Raw genomic sequence first — 17,688 nt, forward strand, 5'->3', positions numbered from 1 at the left:
CGACTCTCTATTTGCGCAAAAAACGAGCAAGTCTACACCCCTCGACGGGGCAGAACAAAACTCAGCAGAAACAGTGCGGCCGCCGTCACAACGATTGACGGGCCCGCCGGGGTGTCCTTGAACCAGGACAGCGCCAGCCCGCCACACACGGCGAGCATGCCCAGCACGCTCGCGCCCAGTGCCATCTGTTCCGGCGAACGGGCGTGACGTTGTGCCGCAGCCGCCGGGATGATCAACAGCGAAGTAATCAGCAACACACCGACGATTTTCATCGCTACCGCGATCACTACCGCGATCAACAGCATCAGCGCCATGCGCAAACCGGCCACCGGCAGACCTTCGACTTTGGCCAGCTCTTCGTGCACGGTGATCGCCAGCAGCGGGCGCCACAGCGTCACCAGCAACACCAGCACCGCCGCGCTGCCGCCGAGGATCCACGCCAGATCGGTCGGGCTGATCGCCAGCAGGTCGCCGAACAGATAGGCCATCAGGTCGATCCGCACTTCATGCATGAAGCTTAGTACCACCAGCCCGAGAGAGAGCGTGCTCGGCGCAAGAATGCCCAACAGTGTGTCGGACGCCAGCGGCTGGCGCTGTTGCAAGGTCACCAGCAGCACCGCCAGCAGCAGGCAGCCCACGGTGACCGCGACGGTCGGGCTGACATCCAGCAGAAAGCCCAGCGCCACGCCGAGCAGTGCGGCGTGGGACAGCGTGTCGCCAAAATAGGCCATGCGCCGCCAGACCACGAACGAGCCCAGCGGCCCCGCGACCACCGCCAGCGCCAGACCTGCAAGCAGGGCGTAGAACAGAAAATCAGCCATGCTTGCAGCTATCTCCGTGAACGTGAGGTTGGCCCGTCAAAGGCCCCTTGACCACCGAACCGTGCAGGTCGTGGGCATGGTCATGATGGTGGTGATAGATCGCCAGGCTCGGCGCATTGTTGCCGAACAGCTCGACAAAAGCCGGATCGCCACTGACCTGCTCAGGATGCCCGGAGCAGCAGACGTGACGGTTGAGGCACACCACCTGGTCCGTGGTGCTCATCACCAGATGCAGATCGTGGGACACCATCAGCACACCACAACCGTGACGGTCGCGCAGACGGGTGATCAGGCTGTACAGCTCGGCTTGCCCGGCAACATCGACGCCCTGCACCGGCTCGTCGAGCACCAGCAGTTCCGGCTCGCGAAGCAGTGCCCGAGCCAACAGCACGCGCTGCATTTCACCGCCGGAAACGCTTTGCACCGGGCTGTCGATGACGTGCTCGGCGCCGACTTCCTTGAGTGCCGCCAGCGCACGCGGACGATCGACGCCCGGCACCAGCCGCAGAAAGCGCAGGACTGACAGCGGCAAGGTCGGATCGACGTGGAGTTTTTGCGGCATGTAACCGACGCGCAGCTTCGGCTTGCGCCAGACGTTGCCGCTGTCGGGTTTCAGCAGCCCGAGCACGGCGCGCACCAGCGTGGTCTTGCCGGCGCCGTTGGGGCCGATCAGAGTGACGATCTGCCCCGGCTCGACGCTCAGGTGAATGTTGTCCAGCACGTTCTGCCCGGCAAATCGGACAGCCACCTGCTCCAGACGGATCAGCGCATCGCTCATCAAGCCCCCCGGCAACCGGAGCAGAGGCCGACCACTTCGACGGTCTGGGCCTCGACGATGAAGCCGACGTCCTTGGCGCTGTGAACGATAGCGTCGCTGATGGTTTTTTGCTCAAGTTCGATGGCGGCATGGCATTCGCGGCAAATCAGGAACTGACCCTGGTGCGAATGTTTCGGGTGAACACAGCCAACGAAGGCGTTGAGCGAGGAAATGCGGTGCACCAGACCGTTTTCCAGCAGGAAATCCAGCGCCCGGTATACGGTCGGCGGCGCGGCGCGGCGGCCGTCCTGCTCGCTGAGCACGGCCAGGATGTCGTAGGCACCCAGCGGCTTGTGACTCTGCCAGACCAGTTCCAGCACCCGCCGGCGCAACGCGGTCAGGCGCAAGCCTTTCTGTGCACACAGGGCATCGGCCTCGGACAGCGCGCTGTGAACGCAGTGCGAGTGGTCGTGGGGACGGCTGGCGATCGGTGTAATAGGCATGAGCGGCGACGAGTTTGGTTAGAGACGTTATTATGTTACCCGTTCTCGCCTCATTGAGTGGTCATCGTGTCCCGACTTTTTTCTGTTTTTGTCGTATTCATCACCGGTTTTCTGCTGATCGGTCCGGCTCAGGCCGAGGTCAGAGTCCTCACCAGCATCAAGCCCCTGCAACTGATTGCCGCTGCGGTGCAGGACGGCGTGGCTATTCCCGAAGTGCTGCTGCCACCGGGGGCTTCGCCGCATAACTACGCATTGCGACCGTCCGACGTGCGCAAGGTGCAATCGGTGGACCTGCTGTACTGGATCGGCCCGGACATGGAAAGTTTCCTGCCTCGCGTGCTGAACGGTCGTACGTTGCCGAGCGTCGCGGTACAGGACCTGCCTGGCATGAAACTGCGCCGCTTCGCTGCGGACAACCATTCCCACGCTGAAGAAGCCGACGAACATGATCACGACCATCGCCCGGGCAGCGTCGATGCGCATTTGTGGCTATCGCCGGTGAACGCGCGGGTCATTGCCGACAAAATGGCCGCTGACCTGAGCGCCGCCGACCCGGCCAATGCCGAGCGCTATCAGAGCAATGCCAAGGCGTTCGACGAGCGTCTCGATGCGCTGGATCAGCGTTTGAAGAAGCGCCTGGCCAGCGTTGAAGGCAAACCCTACTTCGTCTTCCACGAAGCCTTCGACTACTTCGAAGACGCCTACGGCTTGAAACACACTGGCGTGTTCAGCGTCGCGGCGGAAGTGCAGCCGGGCGCCCAGCATGTGGCGGCGATGCGTACGCGTTTGCAGGAAGTCGGCAAGACGTGCGTGTTCAGTGAGCCGCCGCTACGTCCACGTCTCGCCGAGACCCTGGTGGCAGGCCTGCCGGTGAAACTGGCGGAACTGGATGCGCTGGGCGGGTACACGCCAGCGACGGCTCAGGGTTACGAGCAAGTGCTGGAGAAGCTGGGGAATGATCTGGCGGGTTGTCTCGAATCGCTCTGATACAAAAAAAACCGCAGCCTGTGCAGGCTGCGGTTTTTTCTTTTACAGGGCGAAAGGTAGCGGCGTATTGACCGTCTGACGCTGCGCCAGCCGCTGCTCGAACTCTTTCGGATCGTGAATCAGCACGTCCTGCCCGGCGAACGATTCCGCCGCAATCAGGCGGGATAGCCAGAACCGCACGCACGCCACTCGCAGCATGGTCGGCCACAGTTCGGCTTCGGCCGCCGTGAAAGGTCGCAATGCCGCGTAGGCGCCAAGGAAGGCCCGTGCACGCGGGCCGTCGATCAGGCCGTCATCGTCCGAGCACCAGTCGTTCAGGGCAATCGCCACGTCATAGAGCATCGGCCCGGAGCAGGCGTTGTAGAAGTCGATCAGCCCGGTCAGGTGCGTGCCTTCGAACATTGCGTTGTCGCGAAACAGGTCGGCGTGGATATTTGCCCGAGGCAGCGCGAGAATTTTCTCTTTCTGTTGGGTGATTTCGTCCAGCGCGGTTTGCAGCAGCGCACGCGGCGCGTCGCTCAGGTGCGAAAGAAACTGTGTGCCTTCTTCCAGCATCCAGTCCAGACCACGATCGGTCTTGCGCTTGATCATGTTGTCGCCCTGGGTCGCCAGGTGCAGGTGCGCCTGCAACTCACCGACCTGCGCACAATGCTGGGCGTTGGCCTGCTTGATGTGCTTGCCGGCCAGGCGCGGTTGCAGCAGCGCCGGTTTGCCTTTCAGCTCGCGCAGGGCAACGCCGTCGGTGGTGCGCAGTGCGTAAGGCACCGGCAGGTCGGCTTCGTGGAGGACGTCGAGCAGGTCGATGAAGAACGGCATTTCCTGCACCGGGCCGCGCTCGACCAGGGTCAGGACGAACTCGCCCTTTTCCATGCTGATGAAGAAGTTGGTGTTTTCGCTGCCGGCGGCGATCCCCTGGAAATCGAGCAGACGGCCGAGCCCGTATGGGGCGAGAAAGGTTTCCAGCTCGGGCCGAGCCAGGGGGGTGAACACAGACATGGTTAAAAACTGCTCAGTTCTGGCGCCGCCATCAAACGGCGCCGATTAAAAGTCAGGAAACTTACTTCCAGGTAAAGATTTCCCACGACGGAATAAGCATATCCGGCTGGTCGGACCGGATGTAGTTCGCGTCCGAACCATCGGCGCGCACCAGGAAATAGGGTTTACCGCCCTTCGGTGTGACCTTGATCGCGTAGACGAATCCACTGCGGCTGTATTCCTGAATGACCTTGTCGCCTTCCGTGTGCGTGCTAATGGTAACTTCCGGCTCCGACGATGGCGCATCATCCGCCGCGATCGCGGCCAGCGGTGAAACAGCAATCAGACTGACCAGCAGCAAGCGATTTAACGTACGCATGATAACCTTGTCCCTTTGTCGTCAACGGTCCCGCTATTCTAGCGCCGGGCCCGCCGAAAAGGTTGATTCTGCTCATGAGCCAAGCCCCCCTCGTCCTGGTGGACGGTTCGTCTTACCTGTACCGCGCCTTTCACGCGCTGCCACCGCTGACCACCTCCAAAGGCCTGCCGACCGGTGCGGTCAAAGGCGTGCTGAACATGCTCAAGAGCCTGCGCAAGCAGTATCCGGACAGCCCGTTCGCCGTGGTGTTCGACGCCAAGGGTGGGACATTTCGCGATGAGATGTACGCCGAATACAAAGCCAACCGCCCAAGCATGCCCGACGACATGCGCGTGCAGATCGAGCCGCTGCACCAGAGCGTGATCGCCCTCGGTTTCCCGCTGCTGTGCGTCGAAGGCGTCGAGGCCGATGACGTGATCGGCACCCTGGCCCGCAGCAGCGCGGCCGCCGATCGTCCGGTGATCATCTCCACCGGCGACAAGGACATGGCGCAACTGGTCGACGGCCACATTACCTTGGTCAACACCATGTCCGGTAGTTCGATGGATGTGGAGGGCGTGAAGGAGAAATTCGGCGTCGCTCCGGAGCAGATCATCGATTATCTGGCCCTGATGGGCGATTCTTCCGACAACATCCCCGGCGTTCCCGGCATCGGTCCGAAGACCGCTTCCGGCCTGCTGGTAGGCGTCAACGGTGGCCTGACCGAGCTGTACGCGCAGCTCGACATCGTGCCGACCCTGCCGATTCGCGGCGCCAAGACGCTGCCGGCCAAGCTCGAAGAGCACAAGGAGATGGCGTTCCTCTCCTATCAACTGGCGACCATCAAGGTCGACGTGCCGCTGGATATCGGCCTCGAGGACCTGCAAATGGGTCCGGAGGACCCGGCCAAACTTTACGAGCTGTACACCCTGCTGGAATTCAAGAGCTGGCTGAATGACCTGGATCGCGATGCCAAGCGCCAGGAACTGAGCGCTGCTGCCGAGCCTGCGCCGGCCGGCGATCTGTTCAGTGCGCCTGCCGAAGAGGAAGCGCCCGCCGCTCCGGCTGAAGCCGCGTACGAAACCATCCTCGATCAGGCGCGATTCGACGTCTGGCTGAAAAAACTGAAGAACGCCAAGCTGTTCGCCTTCGACACCGAAACCACCGGGATCGACGCGCAGCAGGCGCAACTGGTCGGGCTTTCCTTCGCGGTACAGGCCAACGAAGCGGCGTACATCCCGCTGACCCATTCCTACATCGGCGTGCCGGAGCAGTTGGATCGCGACACTGTGCTGCGCGCACTCAAGCCGATCCTTGAAGACCCGAACAAGCTCAAGGTCGGCCAGCACGCCAAGTTCGACATGAACATCCTGGCCAACTGCGCCATTGGCGGCGATCAGAATGAAGGCATCACTGTGCGCGGGATTGCCTTCGACACGATGCTTGAGTCCTACGTGCTCAACTCCACCGCCACCCGTCACGACATGGACAGCCTGGCGCAGAAATACCTGGACCACACCACCGTGAGCTTCCAGGACATCGCCGGCAAAGGCGCCAAGCAGCTGACCTTCGACCAGATCGCTCTGGAACAGGCCGGGCCGTATGCCGCCGAAGATGCCGACGTGACCCTGCGCCTGCACCAGACGCTGTTCGAAAAACTCAGCGCCATCCCGAGCCTGGCCAGCGTGCTGACCGACATCGAGATCCCGCTGGTGCCGGTGCTCGCTCGCATCGAGCGCCAGGGCGCGTTCGTCGATGCTGAACTGCTCGGCATTCAGAGCATTGAGCTGGGCAACAAGATGGTCGCGCTGGAACGTGAAGCCTTCGAGATTGCCGGTGAAGAGTTCAACCTCGGCTCGCCGAAGCAACTGGGCGTAATCCTCTACGAAAAACTTGGCCTGCCGGTGCTGAAGAAGACCGCCAAGGGCCAGCCGTCCACCGCCGAAGAAGTGCTGGCGAAACTGGCCGAAGACGACCACCGCTTGCCGAAAGTGCTGATGGAACACCGTTCCATGAGCAAGCTGAAAAGCACCTACACCGATCGCCTGCCGGAGCAGATCAACCCGCGTACCGGGCGTATTCACACTTCGTACCATCAGGCCGTCGCTTCGACCGGGCGCCTGTCGTCGAGCGATCCGAATCTGCAGAACATCCCGGTGCGCACCGCCGAGGGCCGACGCATCCGTCAGGCGTTCGTCGCGCCGAAAGGCTATAAACTGCTGGCGGCGGACTACTCGCAGATCGAATTGCGGATCATGGCGCACCTGTCTCGCGACGAGGGCCTGATGAACGCCTTCCGCAACAATCTGGACGTGCACACCGCCACCGCGGCCGAAGTATTCAAGGTCGAGCTCAACGAAGTGACGTCCGACCAGCGCCGGAGCGCCAAGGCGATCAACTTCGGCCTGATCTACGGCATGGGCGCGCAGAAGCTGGGCAAGGACATCGGCGTCGACACCAAGACCGCCAAGGCCTACATCGACACCTACTTCGCGCGTTACCCGGGCGTTCGCGAGTACATGGATCGCACCCGCGCGCAGGCGGCCGATCAGGGCTTCGTGGAAACGATCTTCGGTCGTCGTCTGTATCTGCCGGAAATCAACTCGAACAAGCCGCAGGATCGCGCGGCCGCCGAACGCACGGCGATCAACGCGCCGATGCAGGGCACCGCAGCGGACATCATCAAGAAAGCCATGGTGGCGGTGGATAACTGGCTGAGCGCTTCCGGGCTGGACGCCAAAGTCATCCTGCAGGTGCACGACGAACTGGTGCTGGAGGTTCGCGAGGATCTGGTCGATCAGGTTCGCGAAGAAATTCGCGTGCACATGAGCGAAGCGGCAAAACTGGATGTGCCGTTGCTGGTGGAAGTGGGAGTTGGCAACAACTGGGACGAGGCGCACTGAGGCCTCTGGGACGCGGCTTTGCTGCGACCGAGCGTCGCGGCAAAAGCACCGAAAACCGCTTAGGCCTGATCGTTCTTGAGTTTATTCCAAAGTTTTTTGAAAAGATTCTGAACTAATCTTGCGACAGGGCACTCAGAGATACTGAATGGCTGGTGAAGCCCTTCGATGCTCCTATGTTGTGTTAAGTGTTGGCAGATATCTGAACCCCGCCCTAGCGGTTCGGAACTTAAACCCCGGAACTTCTCCCTCCCCATACGAAGTCCGGGGCTTTTTTTTGCCTCAAAATTGGCTGTAGCGCGGTCATGCTGCGTTAAAAGCGTTAGTAAAAATGCTCATTTAGGTCCCCTAAACTCCGCTTTTTACTAACACTTTTGCCTTGCCTGACCGCACTACAGCCAATTTTCCATATCCTTATTATTCAGCCGCTGCTTCCGCGCCTTTATCGGCCAGTTCCATCCAGCCTGCCAACACAGTGTAGGCCTCTTCCAGACCCATGCGTTTTGGGGCGGAGAACAGCTGGATCGTCACTTGATCGCCCCAACCCTTACGGATTTCCGACTGCACCTTGAGCAGCGTGTTCTTGGCCGCGCCGTAGGTCAGTTTGTCGGCCTTGGTCAGCAGGATGTGCATCGGCATGCCGGCGGCAACGGCCCAGTCGAGCATCAGCAGGTCGAAATCGGTCATTGGATGACGGATGTCCATCATCAGAATCAAACCCTTCAAACTCTCGCGGCCACCGAGGTAAGCCTCGAGGTGACGCTGCCAGTGCTGCTTGAGCGGGATCGGTACTTTTGCATAACCGTAACCCGGGAGGTCGACCAGACGCCGTTCATCGTCTAGCTTGAAGAAGTTCAACAGCTGTGTGCGACCCGGGGTTTTCGAGGTGCGCGCCAGGCTGGCGTGAGTCAGGGTGTTCAGCGCGCTGGATTTACCGGCGTTGGAACGACCGGCAAACGCCACTTCGAAGCCTTCGTCGTCGGGGCACTGATCGACCTTGGCGGCACTGAGCATGAACGTGGACTGTTGGCACAGGCCGAGGATGGGATTCTTGAGTTGCATGGGATTTCCGATGTGGGCGGCGCCGGGATTAGGCGCGGAACGCGGTGTCGCTTCCGTTTCAGTGACGCCAGTATATAATGCCGCAGATTTTGTGTGTGCTTTGTCCCAGCGAAGGATGAAGTTCACGAGAGCGACAGACCTTGATTGCGCATTAGAACGCAGAACGCTCTCAACCCTGAAAAGGTCGTTTTATGACGAAATGGCTGCTGGCTGCCGGAGTCTTGATGCCGATTTACAGCGCACAGGCTACACAGGATCCGGAAGCCGTGTACAACCGTGTTTGTGGAGCCTGTCATTCCGGCCAACTACCCATGGCGCCCAAAAGAGGCGATCAGGAAGATTGGACGCCGAGGTTGGCGAAAGGTATGGAGACGCTGGTGCAACACGTGACCCAGGGTTTCAAGGCGATGCCGCCGCGTGGTTTGTGCATGGACTGCAGTGCCGAGGATTACCAGGCCCTCATCCTCTGGATGAGCGAGAGTAAGCCCGGTCCATAACTCTTAACCCTTAGCCGTAGTTGGATTAGCTGATGAACAAACTGATCGTGAGTCTGCTGTTGACCGTGGGAATCTCAGGCTTCGCCCATGCCGCCGGTGATGCAGCCGCAGGCCAGGCGAAAGCTGCCGTATGCGGCGCCTGCCATGGCCCGGATGGCAACAGCATGGCGCCAAACTTTCCAAAGCTGGCCGGACAGGGTGAACGCTACCTGACCAAGCAATTGCACGACATCAAGTCGGGCAAGCGCACCGTTCTGGAAATGACCGGCCTGCTGACCAACCTGAGCGATCAGGACCTGGCCGATATCGCCGCCTACTTCGCCAGCCAGAAAGGCAGCGTCGGCGCCGCCGATCCGAAGATCGTCGCTCGCGGTGAAGCCCTGTTCCGTGGAGGCAACCTCGAGAAAGGCCTGCCAGCCTGCACCGGTTGCCACTCGCCGAACGGCGCCGGCAACGCAGCCGCCGGCTTCCCGCACCTGGGTGGCCAACACGCTCAGTACATCGCCAAGCAGCTGACCGATTTCCGCAAGGAAGAAGCCGGCCGCAACAACGACGGCGACGCTATGACCATGCGCACCATCGCCCGCAAGCTGAGTGACGAAGACATTGCGGCAGTCTCCAGCTACATTCAGGGCCTGCACTAAGACACGCGATTCGAGCATTGCGTGCGATGGCCAACGCCTGCCACGTTAACGCTCGATTAATCCGTCGCAGCAAGTATAAAAAGGGTGGCTTTGGCCGCCCTTTTTTGTGGCCGCTGCCGTTACACTACAGAACTCATGCCCGCCAGGATCTGTCTGAAAACAGGTCGCGCGAGGCGACCAAAATTGTCCAGGAGTAAAGCATGCGTAATCTGATCATCAGCGCCGCCCTCGTCGCTGCCAGCCTGTTCGGCGTGACCGCCCAGGCCGCCGAAGCCCCTGCTGCCCCTTACGTCGAACTGAGCAACCCGGTGCCGGTCGCCGTGCCTGGCAAGATCGAAGTGGTCGAACTGTTCTGGTATGGCTGCCCGCACTGCTACGCGTTCGAGCCGGTGATCAATCCGTGGGTTGAAAAACTGCCATCCGACGTCAACTTCGTGCGCATTCCTGCGATGTTCGGTGGCCCGTGGGACGCTCACGGCCAGATGTTCCTGACCCTGGAAGCCATGGGCGTCGAGCACAATGTGCATGCTGCGGTGTTCAACGCCATCCAGAAAGAACACAAGAAGCTGACCGACAAGAACGACATGGCCGACTTCCTCGCCACTCAAGGCGTGGACAAGGACAAGTTCCTGGCGACCTTCGATTCGTTCGCCATCAAAGGGCAGATCGTGAAAGCCCGCGAACTGGCCAAGAAGTATGAAATCTCCGGTGTTCCAACCATGATCGTCAACGGTAAGTACCGCTTCGACATCGGCTCCGCCGGCGGCGCCGAACAGGCGCTGAAACTGGCTGATCAACTGGTGGCCAAAGAGCGAGCGGCCAACAAGGCAGCCGCCAACTAAGCGCGGCAATCGCCATGCGCCGCTGGGGAACCGATCGCGTCGTTGGCCTGCATGAACCGCAGGTCAACGAGCATCACCTGGAATCGACGGGCCTGCCCGCAGACAGCCGTCTGCGCTTGCTCAGCTTCAATATTCAGGTCGGCATCAGCACCGAGCGCTATCGGCACTACCTGACCCGCAGCTGGCAGCATCTGCTGCCGCACCCCGGACGCTCCAGCAATCTGCAAAAGATCGGCAATCTGCTCGGCGACTTCGATCTGGTCGCCCTGCAGGAAGCCGATGGCGGCAGCCTGCGTTCAGGCTACGTCAATCAGGTCGAACACCTGGCCCAGCTCGGCGCCTTCCCCTACTGGTATCAACAACTCAATCGCAACCTTGGCCGACTGGCCCAGCACAGCAATGGCGTGCTCAGTCGCCTGCGTCCGTGGGCGATTGAAGACCACCCGCTGCCGGGTCCAAAGGGACGCGGGGCGATTCTGGTGCGCTTCGGCGAAGGCCCGGAAGCGCTGGTGGTGGTGATGATGCACCTGGCGCTCGGCGCCCGGGTGCGCAGCATGCAACTGGCCTACATCCGCGAGCTGATCGGCGGCTACAAGCACCAAGTGCTGATGGGCGACATGAACACCCACGCCAGCGATCTGTTGCAACACTCGCCGTTGCGCGACCTCGGCCTGCTGGCCCCGCAACTCGAAGCGACATTCCCCAGCTGGCGCCCCCAGCGCTGCCTGGATCATATTCTGCTCAGCCCGACCCTGACCCTGGAAAAGGTCGAAGTGCTGGCGCAACCGATTTCCGATCACCTGCCGGTCGCGGTAGAGATTCGTCTGCCGGGTTCGCTCACGGCCGATGCATTGCCCGCGTTGAGCACTGCCCTTCGCGGAACCCCTGAATGAGCGACGAAGCCCAGCGCTGGAAAGAGAAATACCTCAAAAGCATCGAACAACAGGAAAAGCTCGAACGTCGATGGGACGCCCGGCTCGACCTGCTGCGCCGCGGCCTGGTGCGCAGCACGCTGGCAGCGGAAGGCACCGACCGCGTGGTCGACCAGTGCATGAAAGAAATGCGCGACGTGGTGCGCACCGATGACATGGACGCTGGCCTCGCCGCCCTGCTGCCGCGCCTGGAAAAAGCCGTGCTCGATTCCGAGCAGCGCCGGGAAACCCGGATCGAACAGGTCAGCACCGCACTGACGGCGCTGGTCACTCAACTGCAATCTCTGCCCCTGCCTCGCGATGTGGCCCAGCCGTTGAAGAAATTCGCCAAGCAGCTGGATGGCCGGGTGAGTCAGGCCAGAGAGATGCCGCTGCTGCTCAGCGAACTCAGCGGCCTGCAGGGCAAGGCCTTGAGCCAGCTGGCAACGCCGGCGGAACCGGGACGCCCGGGCTTGTTGCAGCGCCTGTTCGGCAATCGCGACAGCGAGGAAACGCCTGCTCCAGTGGCTCAAGCCGCTGCGGTCGCACCACCAGCGCAGCCACAGCAAGCGCCCGTCACACATGAAGCTGCGCCAGCGCCGGAAGCGGCTGTTACAAGCGCCGAACCGGTCGCCACTGCGAGCGTCAGCCAAGCACCGGTTGCCGCCCCCGTGGCCGAACCCGCGAAAACTCCAGAGCCACCCCCCGAATATCATGCGGAGCCGGAGGTGGCGGCCTTCGAGCCGGCCAGAATTCTCACCGAATCCCCCTCCGCCCCCAGCGAACCAGAAACCGCCGAGCCAGAACCGGAGCCGCAGACCTTCACGCCTCCTCCGGTTTTCGCGCCGGCAGTGCCCACGGCCATCAACCCCGACGAACTGATCCACCCCGGCGATAACCCGCCGCCCGTGATCCTCGACAGCCTGCCCCTGCCCGAGCCCATCGCCCAGGCATTGGCCGCCATCGATCCGGAACAATCCGAGCACGACATCCTCTACGCCCTGCCGGACTCGCCGGAGCCGTCCTACAGCTCGGTCGCCAAACACATCGAAGACACGCTGATCGGGCTGCTGGATGACCTGACCTTGCCGGAGCGCCATCGCCCGCAAGCCGAGGCCATGCGCGATCGATTGAAAAACGGCCTGAACTGGTACGAATTGCTGCCGATCCTCGACGATCTCGCGACCTTGATGCTGGCCATTACCGACAGCGGCCAGCACGAATTCGAAGCCTACCTGCAGCAACTCAACGAGCGCCTCGAAGCGTTCCAGAGCAACTTGCAGGCCGCCAGCGAAGGCCACGCCGACAACAGCTCTGCGGCGCGAGCGATGGACACGCAGATCCGCGAACAGGTCGACGGCCTGCAGAACAGCGTGCAGGAAGCGGCCGATCTGGATGATCTGAAGCAAGTGCTGGAAAACCACCTCGAAGGCCTGCTCGGCACCATGGATCAGCACCAGAAGCAGCGCGACGCCCGGGAACAGGAAGTGGCTGGACGCCTGAAAAGCCTGGCCGAACGCGTCGCACACATGGAGCAGGAAGCGCAGGGTTATCGCGAACACCTCGAAGAGCAACGCCAGAAAGCCCTGATCGATCCGCTCACCGGCCTGCCCAACCGCGCCGCCTGGACCGAACGGCTCGAACATGAAATCGCCCAATGGCAGCAGCACGGCAATACCTTGAGCCTGGCCATGCTCGACCTCGATCACTTCAAACGAATCAACGACAACTACGGGCATCTGGCCGGCGACAAGGTCTTGAAAATCATCGCCACGGTGCTGCGCAAGCGTTTGCGCGGCAGTGACTTCATCGCCCGTTTCGGCGGGGAAGAGTTTGTCCTTCTGCTCCCGGCCACCCCGCCGGCGGTCGGCGCCAAACTCCTGGAAACCCTGCGCGCCGCCATCGAAGCCTGCCCGTTTCACTTCAAGGGCGAGCGCGTCACGATCACGGTTTCCATGGGGCTGGCGGCATTCCGGCCGGGAGAACACAGCGATCTGGTGCTCAAAAGAGCCGATCAGGCGCTTTACCGGGCGAAAAACGCAGGGCGTAACCGGGTAGAGCTGGGCTGAGGCAATTGTTCCATATTGTTTAAATCAGCCCTTTAAGCGTCGAAGCGCAAGGCGATACGTTACACTGTTGCATTATCGTCTTGCGTGTACTGCCCTCTGCCATGAAATTTTTCACCCTCCTCGCGTCGCTCCTCTTATTGGCCGGTTGTGCCAGCGGCCCGCGTTTCGACACCAGCCATCCTTCGGTCAATCACGACAGCCGTGTGCAGTTCGTGATCGTGCACTACACCTCCGCCTCGCTCGAACGCTCACTGCAATTGCTGACCCACGGCGAAGTCAGCAGCCATTACCTGATCGGCGATGACAAGAACGCCACCATCTATAAGCTGATGGACGAAAACCTGCGCGCATGGCACGCCGGCGAAAGCGAATGGCAAGGCCGTACCTGGCTCAACTCCAGCTCGATCGGCATCGAAATCGTCAATCCGGGCTTCAAGGACACACCGACCGGTCGCCTCTGGTATCCCTACAGCGAAGCCCAGGTGCAATCGTTGATCGTCCTGCTCAAGGACATCAGCAAACGCCAGGGCATCAGCCCGCGCCACATCATCGGCCATAGCGACATCGCCCCGTTGCGCAAGCTCGACCCGGGGCCGCTGTTCCCCTGGAAGCGACTGGCGGCCGAGGGGCTGGGGCTCTGGCCCGACGAGCAAGCCGTGGCACGCCAGCAAGCGCAGTTCGACGCCGAGCTGCCGAGCATCACCTGGTTCCAGAGCCAACTGGCACGCCTGGGCTACTCGACGCCGCAAACCGGTGAGCTGGATGTAGCGACCCGCCATGTACTCGCGGCCTTCCAGATGCACTACCGCCCTGCGCGCTTTGACGGCACGCCGGATGCGCAAACGGCAGCGTTGCTGCTGGTGCTGAATCAGACAAAATAATGACGCCCGCCCGACGGTCAGGGCGAAATCGCAATCAGCAGCTATAACTCATTGGTAATTCTTCGGATATCCATGATGGTTGCTACCCGAGAGACGCTGCGTAGCTGGTTTTATCGCCCCTGGTTTCTGGCGATGATCGCGGCTGTCCTCAGTGCGAGCCTGCTGATCACCGGCGGGCTGTTCGTGGCCGTGCGCCAGGTCGAGCAAAGCGAAAGCCAGGAAATGAACGCCCAGGGGGAGCGGTTCCTGGCACGTCTGGAGCAACTCTTCGGCCAGTTGCGCGAAAGCCTCGACGACCTCGAAGCCCAGCCCTTGCGCAGCTGCGACGACGAAATGATCGCCACGTTGCAGCAAGTGACGTTCAACTACCGCTTCGTCTATGAAGCCGCCTACATGGACGCCACGCGGATTTGCTCCAACCGTCCGCGCCAGGAAGGCCTGTCGGTGATCCGTCCTCCGGACATCAAGGGCCCGACCTACAGCTACTGGCTGAACACCACCACCGAACCCGATGAAAACCGCGCAGCGCTGATGCTCGGGCGCGGCAACTTTCGCGTAGCCACCTCGCGCGGACATCTCACCGACATGGTCGACCTGTTGCCCGGCAGCAGCCTGTTGGTAGTGCTGGATCACGGGACCCGGGCGATTCCGGTGCTCGGCGTTCCACAGGTCTGGCCGCCCACCGAGCCCTGGCCGCCGAAAACACCGAACGCGCTGCAAGTCACCCAGTCACACCTGATCTACCGCATGCCAACCGACAACCCGGAATACCAACTGGTGCTGATCAGCCCGCGCACGGGCATGCACATTCCGGAGCTCTGGTGGTGGATGGTGCCTTTCTGTCTGGTGCTCGGTGCGCTGGTGGGCGTACTGGTGTTCTGGGTCGTGCGCCAGCGCCAGTCGCTCGACGCCGAGCTGCACGGCGCCATCCGCCGCGGCGAGTTGCAGGTGCTTTATCAGCCGATCTTCGATCTCGACAGCCGCAACTGCGTCGGTGCCGAAGCATTGCTGCGCTGGCGCCGGCCGGACGGCACGCTGACCAGCCCCGACCTGTTCATCCCGATGGCCGAGAACACCGGACAGATTCGCCAGATGACCGACTTCGTCCTGCAACGCCTGCTCGAGCAGTTGGGTCAGTTGCTGCGGGCCAATCCGCAGCTGTACATCTCGGTGAATCTGGCCGCCTGCGACGTGATGGTGCCGCGCATCGGCCAGGTCATGGCGCGGCTGCTGACCCTGCATCGGGTGGCGGCGCGGCAGATTGCTTTCGAGGTGACCGAGCGCGGCCTGATCGATGTGGTGGTAGCCCGGGAAAACCTGCAGGCGCTGCGCGATGTCGGGCATCAGGTGCTGATCGACGATTTCGGCACCGGCTATTGCAGCCTGGCCTATTTGCAAACCCTGCCGGTGGATTGCCTGAAGATCGACAAGGCATTTATCGACGCCCTCGGCCATGACGCTGCCAGCAGCGGTGTCGCGCCACACATCATTCACATGGCCCAGGCGCTGGACCTGAAGGTGATTGCCGAAGGGATCGAATTCGAGTCACAAGCGGCGCTGCTGAGCAGCGAAGGGGTGAAGTTCGGTCAGGGCTGGTTGTTCGCCCACGCCTTGAGCGCGGTGCAGTTCATCGAACTGATTACCCGTGGACGGCGACTCGCCGGCCGCCGGATCGACGACGAAGCCTAAACCGCCAGCGCCATATAGAACTGCGTGCCCTGCCCCGGCCGCGAGTAAACGCCCATCCGCCCACCGTGCAACTGGACGATTTCCTTGCACAGCGCCAGACCCAGCCCGGCCCCACCCTTCTTGCGGCCCACCTGAACGAAGGGTTCGAAAATCCGCCCTTGCTGACCGTAGGCAATCCCTTCGCCGTTGTCTTCGACGCTGATGATCACCCGTTCGCCATGGCGACGGGCCTGCAAGCGGATCAGCCCGTCGCGCGCCGTGTGGCGCAAGGCGTTGTCGATCAGGTTGTCGAGGACTCGATCGAGCTGCGCCTGATCCGCCTGCAAGCGTGGCAGCGGGCTCTGCGCTTCGACGGTCAAGGTAACGCCCTTCTGCGCTGCCGAATCGGCGAAACGCAAACGCGCCTGTTCAAGCAGGTCCTCGATGGAACACGGCGCCAGTGTGAGTTTCTGCAAACCGCTCTGATAACGCGAAAAGTTGAGCAGATCGTTGATCAACTGCATCAGGCGCTGCATTTCTTCATTGACCGTGTCGAGCAGGTCGGACTCACGCGACTCCGGAGGAAACTTCGCCCGCTCCCGGAACAGTCCGAACGCCATGTGCATGCCCGTGACCGGCGTGCGCAGTTCGTGAGAGGCGCGCAACACGAATTCGCTGCGCACCCGTTCGAAGGCGCGCTGCTCGGTGACGTCGTGCAGGACCATCACGGCGCCGAGTATATGCCCCTGGGTATGGCTGACCGGCGTCAGGCTGTAGGTCAGCAGGCGCGTTTCGCCGTCGACCTCAATGCTCAAATCTTCCGGCGCCCGCTCAAGGTTGCCACCGCGCAACACCAGTTGCAGCTGTGCATCCAGCTCCGGTCGCTGAAGCGCCGTGCCGAGGCCTTCGCCGAAACGGTCGCTGTCCCAGCCCAGTTGTCGCTGGGCCACCGGGTTCAAGTGTTCGAGACGACCCTGACGGTCGATCATCAGCAAACCGTCATCGATGCTGTCGAGCACCGCTTGCAGGCGCTGCTGGCCGGCGAGCAATTCGTCGACATTGGTCGCCTGATGTTCGCGCAGGGCTTCGGCCATCAACCCGAAGCGCCGGGTCAGCAAGTTGATCTCCATAGCCGAGGACACCGGCAGGGTCACCTCGAAATTGCCTTGGCCGATATTGTCCGCCGCTTTGGCCAGCGCTTCGATCGGCGCACCAAACCGCCGGGCAATGCCCTGTGCGGTAACGAAGCCAATGATCAGCACCGCCAGCCCCACCAGTCCCAACAGGCCAGCGATCAGCAATGCGCGGTCGCGGGCGGCATGCTGGACAGAATTGATGTTGTCCAGTGCGTGCTTGTGCTCGGTAATCAATCCGTTGCGCAGGGTGTTGAAGCGCTCACGCAAGTCGCCACCGCCGCTCAGGGCAGCAGCCGGGTCGCGGGAGATGTCGAACGCCTGGAGGAAGCTCAGGTAATCGGCTTTGGCCTGACTGAAACCATACTGGCGATCGTCGTCTTTCTGCTCTTGGGCGATGCCCTCGTCGAGCAACTGGAAGTAATGCTGTTTGGACGCCTCGAACGCCACGGGGTCGGGCTTTTCGGCGAGCATCATGATCAATTGATCGCCGAGGGTCTGGCGCAGCTTGAGCCCCAGATCGAGGGTGACGAAGTTGTTGCGGATCAGCGCCTCCTGAGTGCCGGCCATCTGCATCACGCTGACCAGCCCGAGCATCAGCCCGAGCAAGGCCACGGTGATCAGCGCGGAAATGCTCAGGAACAAGCGAGTCCGCAACTTCATCGCCAGTTTCATCCGCG

The 17,688-nt window shown here is 61.8% G+C and carries 16 protein-coding genes; 9 read left to right on the forward strand and 7 right to left on the reverse strand.

Going from position 1 to position 17,688, the window contains the following annotated elements; genetic code table 11:
• Window positions 1–32: 32 nt before the first annotated feature.
• From znuB to zur, 3 genes are read right to left on the reverse strand one after another with little or no spacing between them, the layout of a single operon-like run.
• Window positions 33–821, reverse strand: coding sequence for a zinc ABC transporter permease subunit ZnuB (gene znuB, locus CAF80_RS09860; protein ID WP_007954005.1), 789 nt, complete (start codon window positions 819–821; stop codon window positions 33–35).
• The gene (gene znuC / locus CAF80_RS09865) at window positions 814–1,599 is read right to left on the reverse strand and encodes a zinc ABC transporter ATP-binding protein ZnuC (RefSeq protein WP_085667279.1); all 786 of its coding nucleotides are present in this window, start codon (window positions 1,597–1,599) and stop codon (window positions 814–816) included. The genes znuB and znuC overlap by 8 nt, the downstream gene beginning before the upstream one ends.
• Window positions 1,599–2,081 carry a zinc uptake transcriptional repressor Zur gene (gene zur / locus CAF80_RS09870; protein ID WP_011331783.1) on the reverse strand — a complete coding sequence of 161 codons (483 nt, stop codon included), beginning with the start codon at window positions 2,079–2,081 and terminating at the stop codon, window positions 1,599–1,601. Before zur ends, znuC begins: the two co-directional genes overlap by 1 nt.
• Before the next feature lie 57 nt (window positions 2,082–2,138).
• Between zur and CAF80_RS09875 the strand changes: the two genes are divergently transcribed.
• Window positions 2,139–3,068 (forward strand): zinc ABC transporter substrate-binding protein, encoded by a 930-nt coding sequence (locus CAF80_RS09875; RefSeq protein WP_203546249.1) that lies wholly within the window; start codon window positions 2,139–2,141, stop codon window positions 3,066–3,068.
• Window positions 3,069–3,110: 42 nt separating this feature from the next.
• Here CAF80_RS09875 and CAF80_RS09880 read toward each other — a convergent pair whose 3' ends face one another.
• The gene (locus CAF80_RS09880) at window positions 3,111–4,064 is read right to left on the reverse strand and encodes a homoserine kinase (protein WP_085667281.1); all 954 of its coding nucleotides are present in this window, start codon (window positions 4,062–4,064) and stop codon (window positions 3,111–3,113) included.
• Between the two features lie 61 nt (window positions 4,065–4,125).
• Window positions 4,126–4,422, reverse strand: a complete 297-nt coding sequence (locus tag CAF80_RS09885) for a DUF2782 domain-containing protein (RefSeq protein WP_074689754.1) — start codon at window positions 4,420–4,422, stop codon at window positions 4,126–4,128.
• A gap of 74 nt (window positions 4,423–4,496) precedes the next feature.
• Between CAF80_RS09885 and polA the strand changes: the two genes are divergently transcribed.
• The gene (polA, locus tag CAF80_RS09890) at window positions 4,497–7,304 is read left to right on the forward strand and encodes a DNA polymerase I (protein ID WP_085667282.1); all 2,808 of its coding nucleotides are present in this window, start codon (window positions 4,497–4,499) and stop codon (window positions 7,302–7,304) included.
• A 414-nt stretch (window positions 7,305–7,718) separates the two neighbouring features.
• On the opposite strand, the gene yihA is transcribed toward polA, so the two are convergent.
• Entirely contained in the window at window positions 7,719–8,363 is a 645-nt protein-coding gene (gene yihA / locus CAF80_RS09895; protein WP_039764859.1) for a ribosome biogenesis GTP-binding protein YihA/YsxC, read from the reverse strand.
• A gap of 191 nt (window positions 8,364–8,554) precedes the next feature.
• On the opposite strand from yihA, the gene CAF80_RS09900 reads away from it, so the two are divergent.
• The 7 genes from CAF80_RS09900 to CAF80_RS09930 all read left to right on the forward strand — a co-directional run bounded on the left by CAF80_RS09900 (window position 8,555) and on the right by CAF80_RS09930 (window position 15,896).
• Window positions 8,555–8,860, forward strand: a complete 306-nt coding sequence (locus CAF80_RS09900) for a cytochrome c5 family protein (RefSeq protein WP_039764861.1) — start codon at window positions 8,555–8,557, stop codon at window positions 8,858–8,860.
• Between the two features lie 32 nt (window positions 8,861–8,892).
• Window positions 8,893–9,504, forward strand: a complete 612-nt coding sequence (locus CAF80_RS09905) for a cytochrome c (protein ID WP_039764863.1) — start codon at window positions 8,893–8,895, stop codon at window positions 9,502–9,504.
• Window positions 9,505–9,704: 200 nt separating this feature from the next.
• Window positions 9,705–10,346: a thiol:disulfide interchange protein DsbA/DsbL gene (locus CAF80_RS09910; RefSeq protein WP_039764866.1), complete on the forward strand. Its 642-nt coding sequence runs from the start codon at window positions 9,705–9,707 to the stop codon at window positions 10,344–10,346.
• A gap of 14 nt (window positions 10,347–10,360) precedes the next feature.
• On the forward strand, window positions 10,361–11,239 hold the full coding sequence (locus CAF80_RS09915) for an endonuclease/exonuclease/phosphatase family protein (RefSeq protein ID WP_074689758.1): 879 nt from the start codon (window positions 10,361–10,363) through the stop codon (window positions 11,237–11,239).
• Complete coding sequence (locus CAF80_RS09920) at window positions 11,236–13,326, forward strand: GGDEF domain-containing protein (RefSeq protein ID WP_085667283.1); 2,091 nt, start codon at window positions 11,236–11,238, stop codon at window positions 13,324–13,326. The genes CAF80_RS09915 and CAF80_RS09920 overlap by 4 nt, the downstream gene beginning before the upstream one ends.
• 101 nt (window positions 13,327–13,427) lie before the next feature.
• Window positions 13,428–14,207: an N-acetylmuramoyl-L-alanine amidase gene (locus tag CAF80_RS09925; protein WP_039764871.1), complete on the forward strand. Its 780-nt coding sequence runs from the start codon at window positions 13,428–13,430 to the stop codon at window positions 14,205–14,207.
• Between the two features lie 75 nt (window positions 14,208–14,282).
• Entirely contained in the window at window positions 14,283–15,896 is a 1,614-nt protein-coding gene (locus CAF80_RS09930) for an EAL domain-containing protein (protein ID WP_170928281.1), read from the forward strand.
• On the opposite strand, the gene CAF80_RS09935 is transcribed toward CAF80_RS09930, so the two are convergent.
• Complete coding sequence (locus tag CAF80_RS09935) at window positions 15,893–17,683, reverse strand: KinB sensor domain-containing domain (protein ID WP_085667284.1); 1,791 nt, start codon at window positions 17,681–17,683, stop codon at window positions 15,893–15,895. The genes CAF80_RS09930 and CAF80_RS09935 overlap by 4 nt on opposite strands.
• Window positions 17,684–17,688: the final 5 nt, after the last annotated feature.

The sequence above is a fragment of the Pseudomonas sp. B34(2017) genome (assembly GCF_002112915.1).
Classification (GTDB): domain Bacteria; phylum Pseudomonadota; class Gammaproteobacteria; order Pseudomonadales; family Pseudomonadaceae; genus Aquipseudomonas; species Aquipseudomonas pharyngis.

Excerpts from the sequence above, each read along its gene's own strand:
- znuB (WP_007954005.1), bottom strand. The coding sequence starts at position 821 with ATGGCTGATTTTCTGTTCTACGCCCTGCTTGCAGGTCTGGCGCTGGCG.
- znuC (WP_085667279.1), bottom strand. The coding sequence starts at position 1,599 with ATGAGCGATGCGCTGATCCGTCTGGAGCAGGTGGCTGTCCGATTTGCC.
- zur (WP_011331783.1), bottom strand. The coding sequence starts at position 2,081 with ATGCCTATTACACCGATCGCCAGCCGTCCCCACGACCACTCGCACTGC.
- CAF80_RS09880 (WP_085667281.1), bottom strand. The coding sequence starts at position 4,064 with ATGTCTGTGTTCACCCCCCTGGCTCGGCCCGAGCTGGAAACCTTTCTC.
- CAF80_RS09885 (WP_074689754.1), bottom strand. The coding sequence starts at position 4,422 with ATGCGTACGTTAAATCGCTTGCTGCTGGTCAGTCTGATTGCTGTTTCA.
- polA (WP_085667282.1), top strand. The coding sequence starts at position 4,497 with ATGAGCCAAGCCCCCCTCGTCCTGGTGGACGGTTCGTCTTACCTGTAC.
- yihA (WP_039764859.1), bottom strand. The coding sequence starts at position 8,363 with ATGCAACTCAAGAATCCCATCCTCGGCCTGTGCCAACAGTCCACGTTC.
- CAF80_RS09900 (WP_039764861.1), top strand. The coding sequence starts at position 8,555 with ATGACGAAATGGCTGCTGGCTGCCGGAGTCTTGATGCCGATTTACAGC.
- CAF80_RS09905 (WP_039764863.1), top strand. The coding sequence starts at position 8,893 with ATGAACAAACTGATCGTGAGTCTGCTGTTGACCGTGGGAATCTCAGGC.
- CAF80_RS09910 (WP_039764866.1), top strand. The coding sequence starts at position 9,705 with ATGCGTAATCTGATCATCAGCGCCGCCCTCGTCGCTGCCAGCCTGTTC.
- CAF80_RS09915 (WP_074689758.1), top strand. The coding sequence starts at position 10,361 with ATGCGCCGCTGGGGAACCGATCGCGTCGTTGGCCTGCATGAACCGCAG.
- CAF80_RS09920 (WP_085667283.1), top strand. The coding sequence starts at position 11,236 with ATGAGCGACGAAGCCCAGCGCTGGAAAGAGAAATACCTCAAAAGCATC.
- CAF80_RS09925 (WP_039764871.1), top strand. The coding sequence starts at position 13,428 with ATGAAATTTTTCACCCTCCTCGCGTCGCTCCTCTTATTGGCCGGTTGT.
- CAF80_RS09930 (WP_170928281.1), top strand. The coding sequence starts at position 14,283 with ATGGTTGCTACCCGAGAGACGCTGCGTAGCTGGTTTTATCGCCCCTGG.
- CAF80_RS09935 (WP_085667284.1), bottom strand. The coding sequence starts at position 17,683 with ATGAAACTGGCGATGAAGTTGCGGACTCGCTTGTTCCTGAGCATTTCC.